Origin of the sequence: Oscillibacter sp. UBA6647, from assembly GCA_002455655.1 — a bacterium.
In the GTDB taxonomy this organism is placed as follows: domain Bacteria; phylum Bacillota; class Clostridia; order Oscillospirales; family Oscillospiraceae; genus Oscillibacter.
Window position 1 is genome coordinate 1 of record DKLF01000058.1, and the last position, 5,157, is coordinate 5,157.

The window sequence follows — 5,157 nt, forward strand, 5'->3', positions numbered from 1 at the left end:
CTCCTTCTTGGCCCGCTCCAGCAGTTCGGGCAGCTCAACGGTTCCATACCGCTGGTAGATGCGCTGCACCAGCGCCAGAGAAAACGCCGTCACGCTGACGGACACCACGATTCCCGTCAGCACCAACCCGCTGGGAATCGGGTTGATGTACAGCGAAGCGTTGGCGGCTCCCTCTTCCACAATGGGTGCGCCGTGTCCCTCGATATACCCCAAAGATGCAAGCAGCATAAAGATGGCAGAATCCATGATGCTCAGCCCGATGACCTTTTTCACCAGATTCTGCTGAAGCATCATGTTCAGAAGTCCGATTCCGAATAAAATCACCGCCACCACGGCAAAGCGGTTCTGCGCAACCAATTGCGGCATCAGATCTTCCCCCTTTGAAACATTGCGTAGAATCCATAGATAGCGCAGGCCACCACCAGCCCCACCGCCAGCTCGATCACCGTCATCATCCACTCCATATCGATGGAGAGTCCATTTGCCCCCGCAAAGATATACACGCCGTAGGTCAGCGTATAGGCAATCAGCCCCACCACCCGCACGCCGTTGTACAGGCTGCGGGTCAGCAGCCTGCTCAGCCGCTCCGGCCCGAAGGCAACGGAATACAAAATCAGTCCTCCGCTGAGAATCGCGCCTCCGGAAAAGCCCCCTCCCGGGGACGACTCTCCGTTCATCAGCACATATGCCGCAAACAGGAAGACAAACGGAATGAGAAGCTTGGCGGACTTTTGCAGGATGTTGTCCTCATGGGTCCGCTCCGCAGCATCCTCTCGTTTCAGTCTTAGCTGCGCCCGCTCTCCGGTGTTGTTTTTGTCCCTTTGCAGCAAAATCATCACGCTGCTCACCGCCAGAAACAACACGCAACTCTCCCCCAGCGTGTCAAACCCGCGATAGCACAAAATCATGCCCGTCACCGCGTTGCTGGCGCCCGTCTCCTCCACCGTGTTCTCCAGATAGTGGCGGGACACCTCGTTGTTGGTGGGGTTTCCCGGCTGCCCGAAGGGCGGAATATAAATCACCGTGGACAGTAGAATAAAAATCAGCATCACGCACAAAAGTCCTGCCGCCAGCGGGTACAGCCCAAGGAATTTTTTCAGCCGCAGCTTCTCCCGCGCCTCATGCAGTTCGTGCGTCTCCTGTGGCCGCGCGGTGCGCCGATGGTCCATCACATATTGGGTTGTGGGGTCTCCGGCCTCCACCTCGCCGTTCACCCAGTCGGCAAACCGCTTCCATCCGCCCCGCTCACTCATCCCGCGTTCCTTTCAGCGCATTGATTTTCTTCAGCGTCAGAAAGAAGAGGATCCCGCTGACGCCCGCGCCAACCGCCGCCTCCGTCATGGCCAAATCCGGGCTTTCCAGCACGCTCCACAGCACCGCCAGCATCACGGAAAACGAGAGATACACAATGACCGACGCCAGCAGCCGCTTACAAAGCGGAGCCGCCGCCGCGCAGACAATCAAGCCAACCAGCAAAATATTTTCCAATAGCGTCATCGTATCTCCACCTTACATTCCGCCTTCAGATTGGGATTGGTGACTGTTTCCACCTGCGCGATCAGGTGACTTGCCACGGGACTGGTAATCCATAAAAACACCAGAATTAACAGCGCCTTCAGGGAGGCAAGGGTCGGCGCATGGAATAAAATAATCCCCATCAGAATGCAGAAAATTCCCAGCGCGTCTCCCACGGCGGCGGCGTGCATCCGGTTAAGGGCCCGGTCAAACCGGAAAAGCCCCAGTACCGCCGTAAAAAACGTAAATACGCCAAAGGCCAGAAATACCAGCCCCAGCCCGGTCACTATGTCACTCCCCATGCTCCGCCGTCTCCCCTTCCTCCAATGCAGCCTTGGCGCACTTTTCCTTGCGCCAGTGGCGTATCAGCACCATCCGGGCCATCACCGTCACCGTCAAAAAACTCAAAAGGGCGTAAACCAGCGCCACATCCACCAAAAAGGCCTCGCCCAGCCGCACCGACAAGATGGCAATTACCGCTACGGCCATGGTGTTGATCATGTTTACAGCCACAATCCGGTCGGTAAACCGCGGACCAATCACCGCACGCACCAGCGTGGCCAGCATCAGCACCGCCAGTAAAACCACCGCCGCCGTCAGCGCCGCGTTTTTCACATCGGTCATACGTTCTTCTCCAAGCCCAGCAGCTTTCGCTCAAATTCGCCATGCTCCAGCCCCTTGGCAAGAGACGCATCCAGCGTGTGGACGCACAAAAGATTTTCCTCCTGAGATACGACAATGGTCCCCGCTGTCAGCGTAATGGCGTCGCTGAGAGCGGCCCGGGCGCTCTGGTGCATTAAATCCGTCCGAAACCAGATAAGTCTTGGTTCCATGTTCCGTCCCTTTGTGTAAATAAGACGCATGACCACCAGTCCCGCCAAAAGCATCTCCTTCACCAGATAGGCGAGATACCGAATGGCGCTGCCCGTTTTTTTCAAAGCCGCCCAGTCTCCCCTGGGACTGTATCCCAGAGTTTTGCAGGCCAGCAGGTATATTCCTGCGGAAACGGCGCCCCCGATGATGCAGACCTCAAGGTCCAACTCTCCCGATAAAAATATCCACAGTCCAAACAGTAAAATCAGCAAGCCGCCGCCCCCTTCGGTTAAATTTCCTGCCGTCCCCTCACGGGAGTTTGTCTGCGCCAGGCCGCTCTTTCGCGTACTCCTGCACATACCTTATAAAATTCCGCGTCACGGGGGACACGGATTTCAATTGCGGCACGCCCATTCCCAGAATGCGGTACTGGGGCGGGTCCAGCGGCATGGCCACCGCGTCGCTGCGATAGTTGCGCAAAAGCAGCTCCGACAGGATGGAAACCCCCAGCCCCGCCGTCACCAGATTGACGATTGCATAGTCGTTGCAGGCGGAAAAGCGGATGTGTGGGTAGTGTTCCAACTGGTCCAGCACATGATGTACCTCGTAGTCATAACCCGCCATGGGCATAATAAACTGCTCATTTTTAAACGCCTCTACAGGTACGGAATTTCTCTCCGTCAAAGGGTGGCCCGGCGGTAGCAGCGCCAGCATCTCGTCCCTGCACAGAGGCAGCCAGTCAAAGGACCGGCTTTCTCCGCCGGTGTACAGGCACAAATCCGCCTCGTGGGCGTCCATCATGGCGTTGATGCGGTCCGCGCCCCCCTCAATGATCTGAATCTCCACATTGGGATAGTCCTTTTGAAAGGCGCTGATGATGTTTGGAAGCCAGTAACTGGCCATGCTGGAAAAGGATGCAATCCGAATATGCCCCGTATCCGCGCCCTTGATCTTCGCAATGTTCTGCTCCAGATTTTCGTTGGTGCTCAATAGCTGGCGGATAATGGGCAGCAACATCTCCCCCTCGGAATTGGGGCGAATGCCCGAGGAGGTGCGAATCATCAGGGAAAATCCCACCTCATCCTCCAGAGACTGCATCATGTGACTGATGCCCGACTGCGTATACCCAAGCTCTTCGGACGCTTTCGACAGGCTCCCCAGCTCCACGGCACGGACGAACGCCTCGTATTTTTTTATGTTCACGCGCTATGCCGCCCTTTCATGTTTCTTAGTACAAATAGGACATTCTCTAATATCCTTCTTTATGTTATCGTATTTATTTTTGAAATGCAAGATTTTTTTATGTCTGTTCATAAATCCGTTTTATGCCGGTTTTTTATATCCTCCCGTCCTTTTTCCGGTATTTGGAAGCAGCAGTCCGCTTGCTGGCTCTTCTCCGTAAAAAGGACCGCCATCTTTTCCGGCGGCTCTTTTCCTCGCATATCCCTCCTCGTCTTCGCATAGGCTTTTCCAACAAGGGGGAATGTTGAAATGATGATTCATGTGGTCGCCGCCGGCGAAACCGTCGATTCCATCGCCGCCGCTTATGGGGTTGATCCCTTCCGACTGGCAGCGGATAACGAGGTGGGAGCCTCCGGCGCTCTTGCAGTGGGACAAACTCTGGTTGTCCGATTTCCGGAGCTGGTCCATGCCGTCCGTTTCGGAGATACGCTGACTTCCATTGCAGCGGAATATGGCGTAAGTGTCCGGAAGCTCTATCAGAACAACTGGAGTCTGGGCGGTCTTCCCGCGCTGGAGGAAGGGATGGAGCTTGTCATCGCTTATCAGGACCCGCCCACTGACTCCGCCATTTTCAACGGCTATGCTTACCCCTTTACCGACACGCTGCTGCTGGACGCACAAACGCCATACCTCACCTATCTCACACCCTTTACCTACGGTATCACGGCGGAAGGGGGCCTTCTCCCGCTGAACGACGACGCGCTGCTGCTCTCCGCCAGAACCCATGGGGCGCGGCCTGTGCTTCATCTTTCCTCCTACACGGAGGAGGATCAGTTTGACTCCGAGCGCGCCACGCTGGTCCTCACAGACGAGGCCGCACAAAACCGGCTTATCTCCGATGTAGATGCCCTACTGCGCGAAAAGGGCTTTGCGGGAATCGACGTGGATTTCGAGTTTCTTCCCGCCGCTCTGGCCCAGCCTTATACGGACTTTCTCGCCCGCCTGCGCCGCGTTTTCGGTGCGCAGGGCTATTTTGTCTGGGCGGCTCTTTCGCCCAAAACCTCGTCCGCCCAGCCGGGCCTGCTCTATGAAGCCCACGACTATGCCGCCATCTCCTCCTCCGTGGACGCCGTCCTCCTAATGACGTACGAATGGGGTTACACTTACGGTCCTCCCATGCCTGTCTCTCCCCTGCCGCAGGTCCGGGCGGTGCTGGACTATGCCGTCACGCAGATTCCCCCTGAAAAAGTTTTCCTCGGCCTTTCCAACTATGGCTACGACTGGACTCTCCCCTTTGTGGCCGGCGAGTCCAAGGCCCAGTCCATCTCCAATCAGCGGGCCATCGAGCTGGCCATCCAATATGATGTCGCCATTGAGTATGACGAGACGACGCAGGCCCCCTTTTTCCACTATACCGATCAGGACGGCGCGGTCCACGAGGTCTGGTTTGACGACGCGCGCAGTCTCTCTGCCCGCCTCCTCCTCATCCGGGAATACGGCTTTCAGGGCGCGGGCATCTGGAACGTCACCCGTCCCTTTTCTCAGCTTTACCTCGTTATGGCCTCGCTGTACGACCTCTCTTGAATCATCTTTCTTGCTTCCTCCCCAGCCAAATCACAGCGGCCCCGCGGAGCAAAACTCCGCGGG

At 56.7% G+C, this 5,157-nt stretch carries 8 protein-coding genes; 1 reads left to right on the plus strand and 7 read right to left on the minus strand.

Features of this window, described 5'->3' with window-relative positions; translation table 11 throughout:
* The 7 genes from B2W96_RS04590 to B2W96_RS04620 form a co-directional block, all read right to left on the minus strand.
* The coding region (locus tag B2W96_RS04590) for a sodium:proton antiporter (protein ID WP_293009005.1) at positions 1–366 on the minus strand (366 nt) is incomplete at its 3' end.
* Positions 366–1,253, minus strand: a complete 888-nt coding sequence (gene mbhE, locus B2W96_RS04595; protein WP_293009006.1) for a hydrogen gas-evolving membrane-bound hydrogenase subunit E — start codon at positions 1,251–1,253, stop codon at positions 366–368. The genes B2W96_RS04590 and mbhE, both read right to left, overlap by 1 nt.
* Positions 1,246–1,497: a hydrogenase subunit MbhD domain-containing protein gene (locus B2W96_RS04600; RefSeq protein WP_293009007.1), complete on the minus strand. Its 252-nt coding sequence runs from the start codon at positions 1,495–1,497 to the stop codon at positions 1,246–1,248. Before B2W96_RS04600 ends, mbhE begins: the two co-directional genes overlap by 8 nt.
* Positions 1,494–1,817 (minus strand): monovalent cation/H(+) antiporter subunit G, encoded by a 324-nt coding sequence (mnhG, locus tag B2W96_RS04605; protein WP_293009008.1) that lies wholly within the window; start codon positions 1,815–1,817, stop codon positions 1,494–1,496. Before mnhG ends, B2W96_RS04600 begins: the two co-directional genes overlap by 4 nt.
* Entirely contained in the window at positions 1,807–2,139 is a 333-nt protein-coding gene (locus B2W96_RS04610) for a monovalent cation/H+ antiporter complex subunit F (RefSeq protein WP_293009009.1), read from the minus strand. Before B2W96_RS04610 ends, mnhG begins: the two co-directional genes overlap by 11 nt.
* Positions 2,136–2,600, minus strand: coding sequence for a Na+/H+ antiporter subunit E (locus B2W96_RS04615; protein ID WP_293009010.1), 465 nt, complete (start codon positions 2,598–2,600; stop codon positions 2,136–2,138). The genes B2W96_RS04610 and B2W96_RS04615 overlap by 4 nt, the downstream gene beginning before the upstream one ends.
* Before the next feature lie 37 nt (positions 2,601–2,637).
* Positions 2,638–3,531: a LysR family transcriptional regulator gene (locus B2W96_RS04620; protein ID WP_293009011.1), complete on the minus strand. Its 894-nt coding sequence runs from the start codon at positions 3,529–3,531 to the stop codon at positions 2,638–2,640.
* 288 nt (positions 3,532–3,819) lie between these two features.
* On the opposite strand from B2W96_RS04620, the gene B2W96_RS04625 reads away from it, so the two are divergent.
* Positions 3,820–5,094 carry a glycosyl hydrolase family 18 protein gene (locus tag B2W96_RS04625; protein ID WP_293009012.1) on the plus strand — a complete coding sequence of 425 codons (1,275 nt, stop codon included), beginning with the start codon at positions 3,820–3,822 and terminating at the stop codon, positions 5,092–5,094.
* Positions 5,095–5,157 lie beyond the last annotated feature (63 nt).